The following is a 17,039-nucleotide window of genomic DNA, read 5'->3' on the forward strand; positions in this document are numbered from 1 at the left end:
GGGGCCTTCGCATTTTTTTCATCACTTGACTGCCAGACGCAGACCCAAATCATCAGGATAGGGATCAAAGTAGTTTTGCGTCATCAGATACCGGTCGGGGTATTCGGCCAGGTAGTGCTTCAGCAGCGTGATCGGGGCGAGGATAGGCAACTGTCCGTTGCGATAATGCAGGATCACGTCGCGCAGCTCGCCGCGCTGGCGGGTGTTGAGCTGGTTACGAAAATAGCCCTGAATATGCATAAGCACGTTGGTGTGATTCTTCCGTGAAGCAGGTTTTTTCAGGATGGTCATCAGCTTTTCCCGGTACGCCACGAAGAAGGCGTCCAGGTCTTCCCACTCGTGCAGCGAGGCAACGAACGGGCCGATTTCGCGGTAACCCGCCTGATGGTGCGCCAGCAGCTGAAGCTTGTAGCGGCTGTGGAAGTCCAGCAGCGCGCGGCGCGTCAGGCCATTTTTACGCAGCGTGTTGAGTTCGTGCAGCGCAAAAACGCGCTCGACGAAGTTTTCCCGCAGCACCGGGTCGTGCAGGCGTCCGTCTTCTTCAACGGGCAGCCACGGCAAGGTTTCAAGGAGGGCGGCGGTGAACAGCCCGACCCCCTCCTTGCGGCCCCGGTTGCCGTTTTCATCGTACAGCCGCACGCGTTCCATGCCGCAGCTTGGGGATTTTGCACAGACAACAAAGCCTGCGAGATCGCCGATTTTCGGCAAATAATCTGCCGCAAAGTCGGCCATTTTCTGCGTAACGTCTTCGTGAGGCGCGTGGCTGAAGCGCATCTGCGTTTCACCGTCTGTCGTGACGATCAGACGCAGCGCCGGGCGGGGCGTCGGCAGGCCGATGGCCATCTCCGGGCAGACGGGCCTGAAATTCACCCACTGGGCCAGCTCATCCATGACGAAACCCATACGCTTGTGTCCGCCGTCAAAGCGAACGGCGGATCCGGTCAAACATCCGCTAATACCGAGCACAGGTTTCGTTGTCATGGTGTAGTCCTCCCGTTCATATAACTAAAACTTACACAACATGACTAATTTGTCCAAGTATTCGCGGAACTATTTTTTATAATCCTTTAAAATCAATGCGTCTTAACTGCCCTTGTAGGTCGAGTAGCCGTACTGGCTAAGCAGAAGTGGGATGTGCAGCTTCTCGTTGGTGCGGGTCACGGTAAACAGCACCGGGATCTCCGGGAAGAAGGTATCCAGCTTTTTGCCGTGGAAATACTCTGCGGTTTTAAAGGTTACTTTGTACACGCCAGGCTGCATGTCCTGATCCTGCGGATAGAGCGATTTGATACGGCCATCGTGGTCGGTTTTGCCGCTGGCAACCTGAGTCCATTTGTCCTGCTGCTGCTTCTCCAGCGTAACGGTAACGTCTGATGGCGGCATTCCGGTTTGCTGGTCAAGAATGTGGACGCTTAGCGTGCCGGCAGGGGCGCTAAAGGCGGCAGGGGCAAAGGCCATCGAGGCCAGGATCAGCAGAGGGGCAGTTTTTTTCATGGTGTTTTCCTGTTGAGTTATTCGTCACAGGAAAACGTTAGCATCTGCGGCGTGGGAAAATATTCAACTTTTCGTGAAGATTCCCGCAGGAGAAAATTATCAGAGGATAATTACTTCAAGCGATACCTGCTGCTGCCACTGCTCCACCTGCTTTTTCCGCCCGGCGGTGAGCTTGCCGCTGGTGACCAGCAGCCATTTCCGCTCCGGGAAAATCTCCGGTGCCAGCGCGTCTGGCGGAACTGGCAGAATGTCGATGCGATGGCCCTGCCCGGTGCGCGTTAGGGCTTCGAGCCAGATCTCGCACGGGTCGTTCAGGTGCCAGCCGCTGAGCAGAATATTGTCGCCCGGCGCTTTTTTATCGCCTTCGAGGCAAAACGAGGTGTAGGCGATGATGATGCCGTCGAGGATTGCGCGCAGGGTCATGGCGGCGGCGACGTTAGCCGAGACCTGGCTGCGCAGCGGACGCAGTACGTTCGCGACCAGTTCCGGCCTTGGGTACTCGCGTCCGGCGTCGTAAATCATCTGGCGCAGGGACTCGACTTTGCCGTCCTGCAGGCGTTGCAGCATGCTCTGCTGCAGCGTTTGCCAATTGTTGGTCCGCCCCGGCGCCGGGCGTTCCAGCAGCGGTTTGACCTGGCCGATCGGGACGCCTTTTTTTACCCAGTCGAGGATTTTGAGCGCCTGCTGGACGTCCTCATCGCTGTACTGGCGGTGGCCGCCTTCCGTGCGCTGTGGCTTGAGTAAACCGTAGCGACGCTGCCACGCCCGCAGGGTGGTGGCGGTGATGCCGCTGAGTCTGGCGAATTCGCCGATGGAGTAAGCCATGTCCGTGTCCAGGGTGGAGGAATACTCTCAATATACTACGAATTTTCCCGAACGGGATGAAGCGCCGAAACGGTGCACTACACTTAACTTCCAACCGTGCAAATGAAAGGAATTCTCATGAAGCTATGGCCTGTTGTGACCGGTGTTGCGATTGCCCTGACGCTGGTCGCCTGTAAATCCCCCACGCCGCCGAAAGGCGTGCAGCCTATTACCAACTTTGAAGCCAGCCGCTACCTCGGCAAATGGTACGAAGTCGCCCGTCTGGAAAACCGCTTTGAACGTGGTCTGGAACAGGTGACGGCGACCTACGGCGAGCGCAGCGACGGCGGCATCAGCGTGCTTAACCGGGGTTTTGATCCGGTGAAGAACAAGTGGAACGAGAGCGAGGGCAAAGCCTACTTTACCGGCGAGCCGACCACCGCCGCGCTGAAGGTATCGTTCTTCGGCCCGTTCTACGGCGGGTATAACGTGATCAGGCTGGACGATAAGTACCAGTACGCGCTGGTGAGCGGCCCGAACCGCGACTATCTGTGGATCCTGTCACGCACGCCGACCATCCCGGATGCGGTAAAGCAGGATTACCTGAACACCGCGCGCAGTCTGGGCTTCCGGGTTGATCAGCTGGTATGGGTGAAGCAGTAAAAATCGTGCTTTCTTCCAGGGGCATTATTGGCTCGCCTGGATAGACTTCCGTTAAAAGCCCAACGGAGAAAGACGGCATGAACGGGCGAGCGGAGCTGCCATCCCGGTGGGGAGCGTTACAGCAGCTACAGGATATTCTCATTGCGGCAGGCGTGCCGATGGAAAACGTCACCGTGGTGGTACCGAGGAATGGGGTGATGGGGAACAGATCTCAAAGAGTGGGTTGAAATAGTTCGGTTTTCTAATCATGATCCCCCCATGAAAATAGAAACCGCACTCCCCAAACACTTTGAACGTCTGGTCGCGATCTGGGAATCTTCCGTTCGCGCCACCCATCACTTTTTACAAGAAAGCGATATTGCGGCGCTGCGCCCGTTATTGCTTAACGCCTATCTGCCTAACCTCAAGGTCGTGATAGCTCGCGATGACGCAGGCGTTATTCACGGCTTTTTGGGCGTGGATGAAAACCGCATTGAAATGCTTTTTGTGGATGACGCGAGCCGAGGGAAGGGCGTCGGGAAATTGCTGCTAAAACACGCCATCGCCGAGTTTGGCGTAAACGAAGTGGATGTGAATGAACAGAACCCGCAGGGCGTCGCGTTTTATCGCCATATGGGGTTTGAGCAGGTCGGACGCTCGGAACTGGACGGGCAGGGGAATCCGTTTCCGTTGTTGCATATGAAGCTGAGCAGAGATACCGGGATTAGCGCTTAGCCTGTTTATCCCATTTTAATAAGCCGACGATATCTTTCTCACCTTCGGCTTCTTTCAGCAGGCGCTGCTTTTTTTCAAACTCAATGTATTCTGAGCACGCCTTCTCATCAGCTGCTTTCTTACTGATTTTGCCAGCTCCTTCTAAAACGTCCCGGTCATTAAATTTCAGGAACTGATCGAGTTTGGTTTGCCAGTCTCGTAAAAATACCTGCTTGCGACGTTTGGCCTGATCTTCGGCAAAATCGAGCCACATATTAACGACGCGATTAAGCTCGCTGACCTCATCCTGAGACAGATAATTTTTTGCCGTGGTGACATCGCTTTTACGGACTTCTTCGCCCTTATAACTGGTCAACCCCATATGCGGTTGAGTGGCGTCCGCACGTTGGTGAATCAACTCAGCAGCGGTAAGACCCGTGCAGGCAAAATGCAGTTTATTTTGGATTGTCTGGAAGAATTGCGTGGTTTCTTTGAGTGATGGCTGATAGTCAGCGGCTAGCGCAAAAATCTCCCTCACGCGAAGATAGACCCGGCGTTCACTGGCCCGTATGTCGCGAATGCGTTCCAGCATTTCATCGAAATAGTCAGGCACGGCGGATGAACCCACAGGCGGGTTTTTCAGACGCTCGTCGTCCATAACGAAGCCTTTAACCAGATATTCCTGCAGCGTTTGGGTGGCCCACTGGCGGAACTGTGTACCTCGTGCGGAGCGGACGCGATAGCCGATGGCAAGAATGACGGGCAGGCTAAAGTATTGAACGTTATATACTTTACCATCGCTGGCAGTTGTTCGGTAAAACCGAACAACTGAATTTTCGACCAGCTCACCCTCATCAAAAATATTCTTGATATGCCCGCTGATCGTAGCTTTGGCTTTGCCGTATAACTCACAGATCGTGGCCTGTGAGAGCCACAACGTATCGCTTTCGAAGCGGCATTCAATGCGAACTTTTCCATCCTTGCTGGCAAACATGACGAACTCACCGGCTGGTGAATTCATTAATTCTTCATATGTCATGCTGCCTCCGAGTCATAAGGTTGATGCCGGTAAGCTCGTAGTATGCCAGAAACAGCCGCTAAGCCAGGTGGTTTGTATTTGATTTTGCGAGGCGCTTTCCATGATGCTGAGTTTGGATCGCCGCAAGCGCGTCCTCTATCTCAATCAGCTTTGCCTTCGTCCGTTTATAATCGTCCTGCAACCGCTGCTCCTGCTCGTTATACGCCACCAGAACGATGCACCCTTTCATGACCTTTACCGTAACCTGCTGTCCGGTATCAAACCCCGCCGCGCGCAGCCACTTGCCGGAAAGGATGATTTTCGGCGTGGATTTTTCGAAAACATTCGGACGGTATCCCATAATTAGCGAAAGCTCGGTTCCGGATTGGTCAGTGTCTGGGGAGAATGAGAATCTAATCAACCCTTAATAGCTCCTGAGGTTAGACGCTCCGGTTGTGTTCCCTCACATCGAGGCGTTGTTAGAAGAGGAGGTTAAAGTTGCCTCCTATATGTGTCGGAGTGGATAGGTGGCCTCATTTTAATCATGTCGCGCGAAAAAAAACGAAAGACGGGGGCAGTCTCCGCATTTAAAGATGCATATTGATCCGGCATTGAAGGAGCAGTTGGATGCAGTGGCGGCTGCGGAAGGGGTGAGTCTCGCCAGTTGGTTGAAAGAACAGGCGAGAGAGGAGTTACGAGCTAAATGTATTTCACCGAAAGCATGAACATATCAGTGTGATTCTTTATTGAAATCAGTTGTATTTTCAGAAACGACCTCATCATCCTGATTGGCCCTATTCAAGGGTGCATTAGTTATGAACATCGGTAAGGCTGTATCGCCAGAGAAAACTCTTTCTAAACCCTTTAAAATATTTGCTTGTGTTGTTTCTAAATCGCCATGAGCAATTGGCCTATAACAGTCTCTTTGCAATTGTACTTTATCAAAATCGTAATTCATTGCTTGAGAAAGAGCGTACAGTAAGTCTGTAAAGAGATCATCGGATTTAGATATCCAAATGTTAATGTCAGGGTAGTCTTGTATTTTATTTAGATGACTGTTATAACTTTTCCAAGCATGAGTAACCGTTTGTTCTTTCTTGGTTTGATATCTGACTTTAATTATTGGTATTTTTCTACCATAAAACTCTATATCGATCATATTCAAAGCTTGAACATGTTCTCTATGTAATCTTTGAGCTCTAGTAGACATTAGTGTTCTGAAAATAGAAAAGCGGCTTTGTTTTCTTTCTCTAAATTGCTCTAATGTTTTTTGTATTTGAACAGCAAGAACAGGACCTACTATAACTGCTGCTGTCATAATTATATCTTTTGATTCCATGCCAAATAATATGTTCATATAACGCTTCCCGAGTGATAGTTATAGAAATATTATATGCTTTAAGAATGGATAGTTTAAAACGTAGTTATAATAATTTTGGCGGAAGATCACAGGAGTCGAACCTGCCCGGGAACGCTGGCGCCCCCAACTGGATTTGAAGTCCAGCCACCTCACCGGAGATGACGATCTTCCGCGCCTGCATTGCTACATGGAGGCGGGGCGCATTATAGCTACTTTCAGGCATTTACCACATACCCCACACCACTTTTTTCACCTCTCTTTTGACCTGTACCCCCCTGTTTCAGCTAATTCCTAAGAAAATCCTCAGGTTAGCCTTTTGTGCTCTCCAACATTTATCGCGATCACAAAAAACAAGAAACGTAATCTGCTAACCAGAAAACGCAATACCCGCCGTTGAAACAATGGTTTAAAACCAATGCAACCGGTCTCAGCGCCCCCTACAGCGTGAAGGATAAAAAAGATGAGCGAAGTATTGTCAGTAAAAGAGAAGATTGGCTACGGCATGGGAGACGCCGCCAGCCACATCATTTTTGATAACGTCATGTTGTACATGATGTTTTTCTACACCGATATTTTCGGTATTCCCGCCGGGTTTGTCGGCACCATGTTCCTGCTGGCGCGCGCGCTGGATGCGATCTCCGACCCGTTTATGGGGCTGATCGCCGACCGCACCCGCAGCCGCTGGGGCAAATTCCGTCCGTGGATTTTGTTCGGCGCCATCCCGTTCGGCATCGTCTGCGTGCTGGCCTACACCACGCCGGACCTCAGTCTCAACGGCAAAATGGTTTATGCCGCCGTGACTTACACCCTGCTGACCCTGCTCTATACCGTGGTCAACATCCCGTACTGCGCGCTGGGCGGGGTAATCACCAGCGACCCGACGCAGCGTATCTCCCTTCAGTCCTGGCGCTTCGTGCTGGCGACGGCGGGTGGCATGCTCTCCACGGTGCTGATGATGCCGCTGGTGAAGTTGATTGGCGGCGACGATAAGGCGTTCGGCTTCCAGGGCGGGATCGCCGTGCTGTCGGTGGTCGCGTTCCTGATGCTGGCGTTCTGCTTCTTCACCACCAAAGAGCGCATCCAGGTGCCCCCGAGCACCACCTCCATGCGGGAAGACCTGCGCGATATCTGGCAAAACGACCAGTGGCGCATTGTCGGCGTGCTGACCATCCTCAATATCCTCGCCGTCTGCGTGCGCGGCGGCGCGATGATGTACTACTGCACCTGGATCATGGGATCGCCGGAGGTGTTCGTCGCATTCCTCACCACCTACTGCGTCGGCAATCTGATCGGCTCCGCGCTGGCGAAACCGCTCACCGACTGGAAGTGCAAGGTCAGCATCTTCTGGTGGACCAACGCCGCGCTGGCGGTGGTCAGCGTGGCGATGTTCTTCGTCCCGATGCACGCCACCGTGCTGATGTTCGTCTTTATCTTCGTTATCGGCGTGCTGCACCAGCTGGTGACGCCAATCCAGTGGGTAATGATGTCCGATACCGTCGACTACGGCGAATGGACCAACGGCAAACGCCTGACCGGCATCAGCTTTGCGGGCACGCTGTTCGTGCTGAAGCTCGGCCTGGCGCTGGGCGGGGCGATGATCGGCTGGATGCTGGCAGGCGGCGGCTACGACGCGGCGGCCAAAACCCAGAACAGCGCGACCATCAGCATCATTATCGGCCTGTTTACGCTGGCGCCGGCGATCTGCTACGTGCTGAGCGCCATTATCGCCAAACGCTACTACACGCTGAAAACCCCCTTCCTGACCAAAATCCTGGGCGAGCTGGCGCAGGGCGCACGCCGCAATCAGCAGGATTTTGAAAACCTGCCGGTCAGTAAAGAATTGCAGAACTAAGAGGACGAAAGCATGAAAATCAGTGATGGAAACTGGCTTATTCAACCGGGCCTGAACGTGACCTGTCCGGTTCAGGTGTTCGACGTGGAGCAGCAGGGCAATGACCTGGTGGTGTATGTTGCGCCGCGCGACGTGCGTGAGCGCACCTGGCAGCTCGACACGTTGATGTTCACGGTGCGTCTGTTTTCCCCGCAGGAAGGGATTGTCGGGGTGCGCATCGAGCACTTCCAGGGTGCGCTGAACAACGGCCCGCACTATCCGCTGAACGTTCTGAAAGACGTGAAGGTCGAGATTGAAAACAACGCCGAATTTGCCGAGCTGAAAAGCGGCAGCGTCAGCGTGCGCGTCACCAAAGGCGAGTTCTGGGCGCTGGATTTCCTGCGCAACGGCCAGCGCATTACCGGCAGCCAGCTGAAAAACAACGGCTACGTGCAGGACAGTAACACCGACCGTAATTACGTGTTCGAGCGTCTGGATCTGGGCGTGGGGGAAACAGTCTACGGCCTGGGCGAGCGCTTTACCGCGCTGGTGCGCAACGGCCAGACGGTCGAAACCTGGAACCGCGACGGCGGCACCAGCACCGAGCAGTCCTACAAAAATATCCCGTTCTACCTGACCAACCGCGGCTACGGCGTGCTGGTGAATCATCCGGAAAACGTCTCGTTTGAAGTCGGCTCCGAGAAGGTCTCTAAAGTGCAGTTCAGCGTGGAAGGGGAATATCTGGAGTATTTCGTGATCGACGGCCCGACGCCAAAAGAGGTGCTGAACCGCTATACGCAGTTCACCGGGCGTCCGGCGCTGCCGCCTGCGTGGTCGTTCGGCCTGTGGCTGACCACGTCGTTCACCACCAACTACGACGAAGCGACGGTCAACAGCTTTATCGACGGCATGGCCGAACGCGACCTGCCTCTGCACGTGTTCCACTTCGACTGCTTCTGGATGAAGGCCTTCCAGTGGTGCGACTTCGAGTGGGACCCGGTGACCTTCCCGGATCCGGAAGGGATGATCCGCCGCCTGAAAGAGAAAGGGCTGAAGGTCTGCGTGTGGATCAACCCGTATATCGGCCAGAAATCCCCGATTTTCCGCGAGCTGAAAGAGAAGGGCTATCTGCTCAAGCGTCCGGACGGCTCCCTGTGGCAGTGGGACAAATGGCAGCCGGGGCTGGCGATTTACGACTTCACCAATCCGGACGCGTGCCGGTGGTATGCTGAAAAGCTGAAAGGCCTGGTGGATATCGGCGTTGACTGCTTTAAGACCGACTTCGGCGAGCGTATCCCGACGGACGTGCAGTGGTTCGACGGGTCCGATCCGCAGAAGATGCACAACCACTACGCCTACATTTATAACGAACTGGTGTGGAACGTGCTGAAAGAGACCGTCGGCGAAGAGGAGGCGGTGCTGTTTGCCCGCTCGGCGTCCGTCGGGGCGCAACAGTTCCCGGTACACTGGGGCGGCGACTGCTACGCCAACTACGAGTCGATGGCGGAAAGCCTGCGCGGTGGGCTGTCGATTGGCCTGTCCGGCTTCGGGTTCTGGAGCCACGATATCGGCGGGTTCGAAAACACCGCTCCGGCGCACGTCTATAAACGCTGGTGCGCGTTCGGGCTGTTCTCCAGCCACAGCCGCCTGCACGGCAGCAAATCCTACCGCGTGCCGTGGGCGTACGATGACGAGTCCTGCGACGTGGTGCGCTACTTCACGCAGCTGAAGTGCCGGCTGATGCCGTACCTGTACCGTCAGGCGACGCTGGCCCGCGAATTCGGCACGCCGATGCTGCGCGCGATGATGCTGGAGTTCCCGGACGATCCGGCGTGCGATTACCTCGACCGTCAATACATGCTGGGGGATGCCCTGATGGTCGCTCCGGTGTTCTCCGAGGCGGGGGACGTGCAGTTCTACCTGCCGGAAGGCCGCTGGACGCACCTGTGGCACAACGACGAAATCCATGGCAGCCGCTGGCATAAGCAGCAGCACGATTTTATGAGCCTGCCGGTCTACGTGCGCGACAACACGCTGCTGGCGCTGGGTAACAATAACCAGAAGCCGGACTACGCGTGGAACGAGGGGACGGCCTTCCAGCTGTTTAACCTGGAGGATGGCGCAGCGGCGGTGAGCGAAGTGCCTGCGGCGGACGGTTCTGTGGCATTTACGCTGAAGGCGTCACGTCGGGGCGACATTGTGACCTTTACCGGCGCGGGTGACGCGCAAAACTGGTCGGTGTGCTTGCGCAACGTGCAGAAGGTGAGTGGCGTGAAAGGCGGCTCGCACGCGGGCAGCGAGTGGGGTGTGGTGGTGAAAGCGGAGGGGGATGAGGTGGTGGTTCAGCTCTGAGGTGGAAAATGCCCGGTGGCGCTTCGCTTACCGGGCCTAAGGTAATTATGCGCTCTGATGCCCTCACCCTGACCCTCTCCCACAGGGAGAGGGAACAAACATCAAAAAGTTTATTGCACAGGCGTTGCAACCACGCCGCCCGTCATCGTCTGCTCAACCTGCTGCTTATCCATATTCACCGCGCTCAGCTTCCCATTCACCGTTGGCTTCAGTGGCGCATTCGCCTGCACGCTGCCGCTGGCGGTCATCTGAATATTGCCGTCGCCCGTAATCGGTAACGCAGGCCAGCCCCACTGCTGCAGCACGTTGAGCGGTACGCCGCGCCCGTTCAGGCTCACCGTGGTCTGCCGCTGCGGGAGCTGTGAAACCGTCGCCGTGGCTTCCAGAATACCTTTCTCGGTAAAGGCGCTCAGGTCGCTAATGTTCACCGTGGCGGCGTTGGCATTCAGCGCCAGCGACGGACGGCGCACGTCCACGCGGTTAAAGGTCGCCGCCGCGCCGTTTAATGTTGCGCTGCCGCCCCAGACGCCCCACTGGCGATCTTTCGCCAGCTGCAGGTTTGCGCCGTAGCCGTCCAGGGAGGTGATCTGCCACGGGAAGGCGGGATCGATGTCGATCACCAGGTTGCGGCTCAGGCCGAATTTTTGCAGCGTGACGCTGTTCAGCCATTCCGGCAGCGGCTCCATCCACAGCGTTTTCCAGTTTTCAGGAAGGGTGTACTCCAGCCCGGCGATGGCAACATCGTCCAGAACCAGCGCTTTACCGTCGCGCAGCCAGTTGCCGGACGTGCGCACCATACCGCCTTCCCAGCGGGAGGTGAACTGACGCAGCGCTATGCCCTGCGGGGAAAACTCCGCATTCAGGATCGGGTCAAACAGATGCAGCGAGCCGAAGATAAACTCGCTGGCGTTCATGGACAGGCGACCTTCCTGGCTCTGCCAGTCGCCTTTGCTGAGAGTCAGGTTGCGCAGGCTTAAGTCGAGATCGGTCACCGCCCAGTCCGGGCCTTGCAGGCGGGCATCGGTGACCTCCAGACGGCCAATTTGCAGGGAGGGGATGGTAGCCAGCGGCGCGAAGAATGCTTTCAGCGTTTTGTCGCTCTGCAGGCGGATCTCGTTCAGGCGCATGGTGTCGATTATCCAGCTTCCGTCAGCGTTACGCAGGGCGGAGCCGGTGAGCGAGCCACGGGCCATATCGGCACCAATGGTGTTCAGCACCACCTCCTTGCCGTTCAACTGGCCGTCGATTAGCACGTTGGTGGCTGGTACGCCGTTCAGGGTCAGCGAGCCGGCGCTCATCTGGATCTTCGCGTTTTTACCCAGCACGTTCCCGGCTTCTGGCTGCCATGGGCTGACGCCGCCCGTGACCTTCTGTGCGCTCAGATCCCATTCAGTATTCGGGCTATTAAAGGCCATGTTGTTCAGCTGCAGACGATCGGCCTGGAAGGGCAGCGGCGCTGTTTGAGGCGAGAGATTCAGCGTGCCGTCGAACAGGGTGATAGTGCCCATGTGCAGCGGAGCAGTGATCTGACGGCTGCTCAGGCCAATATCGACTTTTTTGGCAACTAATGTGGCGGGTTTACCGTCCCGCCCAAAGGTGACATTTTCCAGAATGAGGTGGGAAGGCGATGAAAAGCGGTGATTCATCTTGTCGAAACTGAGTTCGTAGTCGGTATTCACCGTAATCCAGCTGCTGACCTGCGCCGCGCCCCAGCGGGTCTGGAGCAAAATATAGAGCGCCAGCAGCACAATAAGCAGGGCTACCAGAAGATAGACGAGTAGCTTTCCAATAAATTTCATGGTCTTCCATCCCGCGAAACGAACATAAGGGAGTTATGCACGATTTATGCGCAATGCTCAAGGCGGGAATGGTGTAATTAGATGTCACGGCAGGCATTGACTGCCTGCCGTGAGGGAGATCAGTTCTTCTCAGGCGGGAAAACGAGGTTCAGCACGATAGCGGTGATACCGCCCGCGGCAATGCCGGAAGAGAGCAGGTTTTTAACCCAGTCCGGCGCAAACTGCAGGATCAGCGGCTGCTGGGAAACACCCAGACCAACGGCCAGCGACAGCGCGATAATCATGATCGCGCGACGGTTCAGCGGCTCGCGGGAGACGATACGCACGCCGGAGGCCGCGATAGTCCCAAACATCACCAGCGTTGCGCCGCCCAGCACCGGCTCAGGAATGTGCTGCACAAAGCCGCTCACCGCCGGGAACAGGCCGAGGACGATCAGCATCAGCGCCACCACGAAACCAACGTAGCGGCTGGCCACGCCGGTCAACTGGATCACACCGTTGTTCTGGCCGAAGCAGGAGTTCGGGAAGGTGTTGAATACCGCAGAGACAAACGAGTTCAGGCCGTTCGCCAGCACGCCGCCTTTCAGACGCTTCATGTACAGCGGGCCGGACACCGGCTGCTCAGAGACGTCGGAGGTGGCGGTGATATCACCGATGGTCTCCAGAGAAGTAATCATAAAGACCAGCATCAGCGGCAGGAGCAGACCCCAGTCTATGCCCAGGCCGTAATAAAGCGGCGTTGGGACGGTGATCAGCGCGCTGTTGGTCGGCGCGGTGTTCTCCGGCAGCATCCCCAGCGCCCACGCCAGCAGATAGCCCGCTGCCATGGCGATCACCAGCGAGGCCACGCGCAGGTAAGGGTTACGCTGACGGTTAAGCAGAATGATGATCGCCAGCACCACGCCCGCCAGCAGCAGGTTTTTCGGCGCGCCGAAGGTGTGGTCGCTCATTGCCGCGTAGCCGCCACCGATGGAGGTGAGGCCCACCTGAATCAGCGACAGGCCGATAATCATCACCACCACGCCGGAAACCAGCGGGGTGATTACACGGCGAGCCAGGTGCAGCACGCGGGAGATGACCATCTCCGTGCAGCTTGCCAGCATTAGGGTGCCGAACAGCGCCGCCATCATGGTCGGAACATCCGCACCGCCGGTTTTCAGCGCCGTACCGCCCATGATCAGCGGCGCCACGAAGTTAAAGCTGGTGCCCTGAATCGACAGTAGCCCAGACCCCACCGGGCCCCAGGCTTTAATTTGAATAATGGAGGCCACGCCGGAGGCGAACAGAGACATACTGATAATGTGCTGCGTGTCCTGCGCCGGTAAACCGAGCGCCTGGCAAATCAGCAGCGCCGGGGTGATCACCGCAACAAACATTGCCAGAAGATGCTGGCAGGCGGCAAAAAGCGTCTGCGGCAGCGGCGGTCGGTCTTCAAGGCGGTAAATCAGTTCGCTATTTTGCTTCTGCGCAATCGGTTGCGCATCTGGCGATTCTATGGTGTTAACGGACATCGGCGGCAATCCCACGGTGGAAAAGCGGGCATTTTATCTGACCACCTGGTAAAAGCAAACGATTGCCAGCAAAAAAAAGGAAGAAAATCTGCCGCTGTGAGCAGGTTTTTTACAACCTATCGGAAAAAAAAATTACACTTTTTGCGCCGGGGGCTCATGACGAGCGCAAACCGGCCCAGGATAACGCCGCGTGTGTATGGAATACGCGCATAACAGGAGCCTTTTATGATTCATCTCGATACGTTGTCGACCCTTGTTGCCGCAACGCTGGTTCTTCTGCTTGGTCGCAAGCTGGTCCACAGCGTTTCCTTTCTGAAAAAATACACTATCCCTGAACCCGTCGCCGGCGGTCTGCTGGTGGCGCTGGCCTTGCTGATATTGAAAAAAAGCATGGGCTGGGAAATTGATTTTGATATGTCCCTGAAAGACCCGCTGATGCTGGCTTTCTTTGCCACCATCGGCCTGAACGCCAACCTGGCAAGCCTGCGCTCGGGCGGTAAGGTGCTCGGCGTGTTTCTGATTGTGGTGGTGGGGCTGCTGCTGATGCAAAATGCGATTGGCATCGGTATGGCAACGCTGCTGGGGCTGGATCCGCTGATGGGGCTGCTGGCGGGGTCGATTACCCTTTCGGGCGGTCACGGTACCGGCGCGGCGTGGAGCAAGCTGTTCATCGAACGCTACGGTTTTGAAAACGCGACGGAAGTGGCGATGGCCTGCGCGACCTTTGGCCTGGTACTGGGTGGCCTGATTGGCGGCCCGGTAGCGCGTTATCTGGTGAAGCACTCCACCACGCCGAATGGCAGACCGGACGATGAAATGGTGCCGACCGCGTTTGAAAAACCGGACGTTGGACGCAGCATCACCTCGCTGGTGATGATTGAAACCATCGCGATGATTGCCATCTGCCTGACCGTGGGCAAAGTGGTTGCGCAATGGCTGGCGGGTACCGCGTTTGAACTGCCGACGTTTGTCTGCGTGCTGTTTATCGGGGTGATCCTGAGCAACGGTCTGGCGCTGATGGGCTTCTACCGCGTGTTTGAACGGGCGGTATCGGTGCTTGGCAACGTCTGCCTGTCGCTGTTCCTGGCGATGGCGCTGATGAGCCTGAAGCTGTGGGAGCTGGCCTCGCTGGCGCTGCCGATGGTGGCGATTCTGGCGGTGCAGGCACTGTTTATGGCGCTTTATGCCATGTTCGTGACCTGGCGCATGATGGGGAAAAACTATGATGCGGCGGTGCTGGCGGCCGGTCACTGCGGGTTTGGTCTGGGGGCTACCCCCACGGCTATCGCCAACATGCAGGCGATCACTGAACGGTTCGGGCCATCGCATATGGCGTTTCTGGTGGTCCCGATGGTCGGCGCATTCTTCATTGATATCGTCAACGCGCTGGTGATCAAGCTGTACCTGATGCTGCCGATATTTGCCTGAGATCAGGCGTTGGAATACCGTTCGGTTTCCGGCATCCAGCGCTCAATTAACGCTGCCGCCTGTTCGGGGTAGCGTTCATGAATATGGCGCGCAAGGCGCTGAACTTCGGGGATCATGGCCTGATCGCGCAGTAAATCCGCCACTTTGAATTCAGCATTTCCCGTCTGGCGCGTGCCCAGTAGTTCGCCCGGGCCGCGTATCTCCAGATCTTTTTGCGCAATCACAAAGCCGTCGTTGCTGTCGCGCAGCACCTGCAGTCGCATCTGGGCGGTTTTTGAAAGCGGTGCTTTGTAAAGCAGAACGCAGTGAGACGCTACCGCGCCGCGGCCAACGCGCCCGCGCAGCTGGTGGAGCTGGGCAAGCCCCAGACGTTCCGGGTTTTCGATGATCATCAGGCTGGAGTTGGGTACGTCAACGCCCACTTCGATGACCGTCGTCGCGACCAGCAAATGCAGTTCCCCCTGTTTGAAGGATTGCATCACCGCCTGCTTCTCGGCAGGCTTCATGCGTCCGTGAACCAGACCCACGTTCAGCTCCGGCAGCGCCAGCTTAAGCTCTTCCCACGTTGCTTCGGCGGCCTGCGCTTCCAGCAGTTCAGACTCTTCAATCAGCGTACAGACCCAGTAGGCCTGACGACCTTCATGGGTGCAGGCGTTGCGCACGCGGTCAATGATGTCGCTGCGGCGCGTATCCGGTATGGCGACCGTCGTCACCGGCGTTCGGCCCGGCGGCAGTTCGTCGATGGTAGAGGTATCCAGATCGGCGTAGGCGGTCATCGCCAGGGTACGCGGGATCGGCGTGGCGGTCATGATCAGCTGGTGCGGGTGGAAGCCCTGCTGCAGCCCTTTTTCCCACAGCGCCAGACGCTGATGCACGCCGAAGCGGTGCTGTTCATCGATAATCACCAGCGCAAGGCCGTTGAACTGCACCTGCTCCTGGAAGATAGCGTGTGTGCCGACAATCATCTGCACCTGGCCGCTGGCGATGGCTTCCTGCTGCGCAAGACGCGCTTTGCCTTTTTGCTTTCCGGCGAGCCAGCCCACCTCAATCCCGAGCGGTGCGAACCAGGCGCGGAAATTATTGGCGTGCTGCTCGGCCAGCAGCTCTGTCGGTGCCATCAGGGCGACCTGTTTGCCGTGGGCGATGGCGCGTAACGCGGCCAGGGCGGCAACCAGCGTTTTACCTGAACCTACGTCGCCCTGCACCAGGCGCATCATCGGCACGTCGAGCGCCATATCGCGCTCAATCTCGGCGGTGACGCGCGCCTGCGCGCCGGTGGGCTTAAAGGGCAGCGAGGCCAGCAGCTTATCTTTGAGCACATCATTCGGGCTTAACGGCTGAGCGTGGAAACGCTGCGCGCCGGCACGCAGCGCCAGCATGCTCAGGTTATGCGCCAGTAATTCCTCAAGGATAAGACGCCGTTGGGCGGGGTGTTTACCGCTTTCTAAATCGCTGAGCTGCAGCGTTGGCGGCGGGCGGTGCAGGGTGCGCAGCGCCTCGGGCAGGCTCATCATCCCCTGAGCCAGTTCTGGCGGCAGCAGTTCGGTAATGGCGCAGGTATCCAGCAGTTCCAGGGCCTGATCGGTGAGCTTACGCAGCGTCGCCTGCTTAACGCCTTCGGTCGTCGGGTAAACCGGGGTGAGCGTCTCCTGCAGTTCTGGCGTGCTGAGATCGCCCTGTACGCGGTACTCCGGGTGGATCATCTCTGCGCCGTATTTCCCGCGTTTAGCTTCGCCATAGGCCAGCACCCTACGGCCGGTCGCCAGGCTGTTCTTCATCGCCGCGCTGAAGTTGAAGAAACGCATGGTGAGGATGCCGGTGCCGTCGCTGATCTGACAGGTCATCATCCGGCGTCCGCCGAAAGTGATATTGCAGTTCAGGACTTCGCCTTCAACGGTGGCGTAAATGGCGGGAAGCAGATCGCCAATCTTGTAGAGCTGAGTGCGGTCTTCGTAACGCAGGGGGAGGTGAAGCAGGAGATCCTGCACGGTGTGCAAGCCAATTTTTGCCAGCTTATTGCTTTGCGCCGCGCCCACGCCCGTCAGGCTGTTGAGCGGGATAGCATCCAGCAGGCGGCCTTTCATCG

The 17,039-nt window shown here is 56.8% G+C and carries 14 protein-coding genes, 1 tRNA gene and 1 pseudogene; 6 read left to right on the forward strand and 10 right to left on the reverse strand.

All coding sequences use genetic code 11. The annotated features are described in order from the left end of the window. Nucleotides 1–21: 21 nt before the first annotated feature. The 3 genes from IM284_RS10215 to IM284_RS10225 form a co-directional block, all read right to left on the reverse strand. Nucleotides 22–981, reverse strand: coding sequence for a DUF523 and DUF1722 domain-containing protein (locus tag IM284_RS10215; RefSeq protein ID WP_047366895.1), 960 nt, complete (start codon nucleotides 979–981; stop codon nucleotides 22–24). Between the two features lie 102 nt (nucleotides 982–1,083). Then, entirely contained in the window at nucleotides 1,084–1,494 is a 411-nt protein-coding gene (gene uraH / locus IM284_RS10220) for a hydroxyisourate hydrolase (RefSeq protein ID WP_047366896.1), read from the reverse strand. Between the two features lie 99 nt (nucleotides 1,495–1,593). Continuing rightward, nucleotides 1,594–2,319, reverse strand: coding sequence for a MerR family transcriptional regulator (locus IM284_RS10225; RefSeq protein WP_047366897.1), 726 nt, complete (start codon nucleotides 2,317–2,319; stop codon nucleotides 1,594–1,596). A 117-nt stretch (nucleotides 2,320–2,436) separates the two neighbouring features. Here IM284_RS10225 and IM284_RS10230 point away from each other — a divergent pair, with 117 nt between their 5' ends. The 3 genes and pseudogenes from IM284_RS10230 (at nucleotide 2,437) to IM284_RS10235 (ending at nucleotide 3,675) form a co-directional block, all read left to right on the forward strand. After that, nucleotides 2,437–2,961, forward strand: coding sequence for a lipocalin family protein (locus IM284_RS10230; RefSeq protein ID WP_047366898.1), 525 nt, complete (start codon nucleotides 2,437–2,439; stop codon nucleotides 2,959–2,961). A 113-nt stretch (nucleotides 2,962–3,074) separates the two neighbouring features. Then, a pseudogene (locus IM284_RS23355) lies at nucleotides 3,075–3,188 on the forward strand (class I SAM-dependent methyltransferase); the annotation flags it as partial. A 31-nt stretch (nucleotides 3,189–3,219) separates the two neighbouring features. Next, on the forward strand, nucleotides 3,220–3,675 hold the full coding sequence (locus IM284_RS10235; protein ID WP_047366899.1) for an acetyltransferase: 456 nt from the start codon (nucleotides 3,220–3,222) through the stop codon (nucleotides 3,673–3,675). Here IM284_RS10235 and IM284_RS10240 read toward each other — a convergent pair. From IM284_RS10240 to IM284_RS10255, 4 genes are all read right to left on the reverse strand, one after another. Then, nucleotides 3,665–4,693, reverse strand: a complete 1,029-nt coding sequence (locus IM284_RS10240) for a virulence RhuM family protein (protein ID WP_047366900.1) — start codon at nucleotides 4,691–4,693, stop codon at nucleotides 3,665–3,667. The two genes, IM284_RS10235 and IM284_RS10240, sit on opposite strands and share 11 nt — an antisense overlap. 58 nt (nucleotides 4,694–4,751) lie before the next feature. Next, the gene (locus IM284_RS10245) at nucleotides 4,752–5,033 is read right to left on the reverse strand and encodes a SymE family type I addiction module toxin (protein ID WP_047366901.1); all 282 of its coding nucleotides are present in this window, start codon (nucleotides 5,031–5,033) and stop codon (nucleotides 4,752–4,754) included. Nucleotides 5,034–5,402: 369 nt separating this feature from the next. Beyond that, nucleotides 5,403–6,029, reverse strand: a complete 627-nt coding sequence (locus tag IM284_RS10250) for a DUF6680 family protein (protein WP_052954296.1) — start codon at nucleotides 6,027–6,029, stop codon at nucleotides 5,403–5,405. A gap of 79 nt (nucleotides 6,030–6,108) precedes the next feature. Continuing rightward, nucleotides 6,109–6,203: transfer RNA gene (locus tag IM284_RS10255), tRNA-Sec, on the reverse strand. A 289-nt stretch (nucleotides 6,204–6,492) separates the two neighbouring features. Here IM284_RS10255 and IM284_RS10260 point away from each other — a divergent pair. Both IM284_RS10260 and yicI read left to right on the forward strand, forming a co-directional pair. Further along, nucleotides 6,493–7,884, forward strand: coding sequence for a glycoside-pentoside-hexuronide family transporter (locus IM284_RS10260; RefSeq protein WP_047366902.1), 1,392 nt, complete (start codon nucleotides 6,493–6,495; stop codon nucleotides 7,882–7,884). 12 nt (nucleotides 7,885–7,896) lie between these two features. Continuing rightward, nucleotides 7,897–10,215, forward strand: a complete 2,319-nt coding sequence (gene yicI, locus IM284_RS10265; RefSeq protein WP_047366903.1) for an alpha-xylosidase — start codon at nucleotides 7,897–7,899, stop codon at nucleotides 10,213–10,215. A 110-nt stretch (nucleotides 10,216–10,325) separates the two neighbouring features. On the opposite strand, the gene IM284_RS10270 is transcribed toward yicI, so the two are convergent. Together IM284_RS10270 and xanP are read right to left on the reverse strand one after the other, a co-directional pair. Next, nucleotides 10,326–12,014, reverse strand: a complete 1,689-nt coding sequence (locus tag IM284_RS10270) for an AsmA family protein (RefSeq protein WP_047366904.1) — start codon at nucleotides 12,012–12,014, stop codon at nucleotides 10,326–10,328. A 119-nt stretch (nucleotides 12,015–12,133) separates the two neighbouring features. Beyond that, a complete protein-coding gene (gene xanP, locus IM284_RS10275) occupies nucleotides 12,134–13,525 on the reverse strand; it encodes a xanthine/proton symporter XanP (protein WP_014881972.1) in 1,392 nt (463 codons plus the stop codon). 225 nt (nucleotides 13,526–13,750) lie between these two features. On the opposite strand from xanP, the gene gltS reads away from it, so the two are divergent. Further along, nucleotides 13,751–14,953 carry a sodium/glutamate symporter gene (gltS, locus tag IM284_RS10280; RefSeq protein ID WP_047366905.1) on the forward strand — a complete coding sequence of 401 codons (1,203 nt, stop codon included), beginning with the start codon at nucleotides 13,751–13,753 and terminating at the stop codon, nucleotides 14,951–14,953. Between the two features lie 2 nt (nucleotides 14,954–14,955). On the opposite strand, the gene recG is transcribed toward gltS, so the two are convergent. Next, the gene (gene recG, locus IM284_RS10285; RefSeq protein ID WP_047366906.1) at nucleotides 14,956–17,037 is read right to left on the reverse strand and encodes an ATP-dependent DNA helicase RecG; all 2,082 of its coding nucleotides are present in this window, start codon (nucleotides 17,035–17,037) and stop codon (nucleotides 14,956–14,958) included. Nucleotides 17,038–17,039: the final 2 nt, after the last annotated feature.

The organism is Enterobacter cloacae complex sp. P12RS (assembly GCF_014895875.1).
Taxonomy (GTDB): Bacteria; Pseudomonadota; Gammaproteobacteria; order Enterobacterales; family Enterobacteriaceae; genus Enterobacter; species Enterobacter bugandensis.

Bases quoted from the DNA above. Each gene is read 5' to 3' on its own strand.
- IM284_RS10240 (WP_047366900.1), bottom strand. From the start codon at position 4,693: ATGACATATGAAGAATTAATGAATTCACCAGCCGGTGAGTTCGTCATG.
- IM284_RS10235 (WP_047366899.1), top strand. From the start codon at position 3,220: ATGAAAATAGAAACCGCACTCCCCAAACACTTTGAACGTCTGGTCGCG.
- IM284_RS10225 (WP_047366897.1), bottom strand. From the start codon at position 2,319: ATGGCTTACTCCATCGGCGAATTCGCCAGACTCAGCGGCATCACCGCC.
- IM284_RS10230 (WP_047366898.1), top strand. From the start codon at position 2,437: ATGAAGCTATGGCCTGTTGTGACCGGTGTTGCGATTGCCCTGACGCTG.
- uraH (WP_047366896.1), bottom strand. From the start codon at position 1,494: ATGAAAAAAACTGCCCCTCTGCTGATCCTGGCCTCGATGGCCTTTGCC.
- yicI (WP_047366903.1), top strand. From the start codon at position 7,897: ATGAAAATCAGTGATGGAAACTGGCTTATTCAACCGGGCCTGAACGTG.
- IM284_RS10270 (WP_047366904.1), bottom strand. From the start codon at position 12,014: ATGAAATTTATTGGAAAGCTACTCGTCTATCTTCTGGTAGCCCTGCTT.
- recG (WP_047366906.1), bottom strand. From the start codon at position 17,037: ATGAAAGGCCGCCTGCTGGATGCTATCCCGCTCAACAGCCTGACGGGC.
- IM284_RS10260 (WP_047366902.1), top strand. From the start codon at position 6,493: ATGAGCGAAGTATTGTCAGTAAAAGAGAAGATTGGCTACGGCATGGGA.
- IM284_RS10215 (WP_047366895.1), bottom strand. From the start codon at position 981: ATGACAACGAAACCTGTGCTCGGTATTAGCGGATGTTTGACCGGATCC.
- xanP (WP_014881972.1), bottom strand. From the start codon at position 13,525: ATGTCCGTTAACACCATAGAATCGCCAGATGCGCAACCGATTGCGCAG.
- IM284_RS10245 (WP_047366901.1), bottom strand. From the start codon at position 5,033: ATGGGATACCGTCCGAATGTTTTCGAAAAATCCACGCCGAAAATCATC.
- IM284_RS10250 (WP_052954296.1), bottom strand. From the start codon at position 6,029: ATGAACATATTATTTGGCATGGAATCAAAAGATATAATTATGACAGCA.
- gltS (WP_047366905.1), top strand. From the start codon at position 13,751: ATGATTCATCTCGATACGTTGTCGACCCTTGTTGCCGCAACGCTGGTT.